Annotated in this window: 2 protein-coding genes; both read right to left on the bottom strand. The window is 66.8% G+C overall.

Annotated elements, in window-relative coordinates; translation table 11 throughout:
• A partial coding sequence (locus ACFFIA_RS42450) for a transposase (protein ID WP_377262994.1) occupies nt 1–554 on the bottom strand: 554 nt, incomplete at its 3' end.
• A partial coding sequence (locus ACFFIA_RS42445; RefSeq protein WP_377262991.1) for a winged helix-turn-helix domain-containing protein occupies nt 521–1,061 on the bottom strand: 541 nt, incomplete at its 5' end. The genes ACFFIA_RS42445 and ACFFIA_RS42450, both read right to left, overlap by 34 nt.

The following is a 1,061-nucleotide window of genomic DNA, read 5'->3' as shown; positions in this document are numbered from 1 at the left end:
ATGAGGCCTGCGCGGTATTGCATGCGGTTGAGGCGGTTCTTCACCGCGGTGCTGAGGGCGGTCGCGGTGGTGGCGGCGAGGTTGGCCAGGCTGCGTTTCATTACCGACCACACTTTCTCGGTCGGGTTGAGTTCGGGTGCGTAGCCGGGCAGTTGGTAGACCCGCAGCCATGGGCGTGTGGCCAGTAGCTGTCGCATGCGTGCGGATTTGTGTGCGGGGAGTTGGTCCCAGACCAACACGATCGGCGCGCCGAGTTGCTGGTGGGCGGCGTCGAGCAGGTCCGCCAACTCCAGTTCGCGGAAGCCTTTCGGATCGCCCTTGCGGCCGCGGTAGGTCAGGGTGCGGTAGATCAGTCGGCTGCGGTGGCCGGGCCGGTAGCAGACCAGCCCGGCCACCGAGACCCGGACGCCGCCTTTGGCGGTGACCTTCACGACCGGGGTGTGGCCACGGGGCGACCAGGTGGTCGCCTTAGCGGGACGAAGAGTTTGGCCGGCTTCGTCGGCGAAACAGATCCAGGCGTTCAGCCTGCCCGCGACTCTTTTACCGCCGGCCACTGATACCGCCGCCACCGGGCGATAGCTTCCTCGTCCCGCTCGATCGCCCGATGCGTCGGCATCTGCGCGCTGTAGCCGATCCGCCGCATCGCTTCCCACGTCGTGGTCACGCTGACCCGGACCTTGAACATCGCCCCGATCAACGTCCGGATCCTGGCCAACGTCCAGCGTTGGTCCTCACCATAGCCAGCGGCAACGGGCCCGAGTTCCAGTCGCGCCTTGAGCTTGACCAACTGCGCGTCGGACAGCCTCGGATCGGGACCGGGGGCGCCCTTGGACACCAACGCGTCGGCACCACCGGCCCGCCAGAGCTTGCGCCACACGTACGCCGACTTCTCCGAGACCTCCAAACGTTTAGCGACCTCGACCGGCGTCACGCCCTGGGCGAACAGACCCGCCGCTTCACGGCGGACCTGTTCACGCCGCACCCGTGCGGCCTGATTAAGCCCGCCACCATCGCCGTACCTCATAACCTTCAGCCAAGCGGACAAACCCACCAAACGCGAT

It is taken from the genome of Phytohabitans kaempferiae (assembly GCF_042433955.1).
Taxonomy (GTDB): domain Bacteria; phylum Actinomycetota; class Actinomycetes; order Mycobacteriales; family Micromonosporaceae; genus Phytohabitans; species Phytohabitans kaempferiae.
This window is presented reverse-complemented; position numbering and strand designations above follow the sequence as displayed.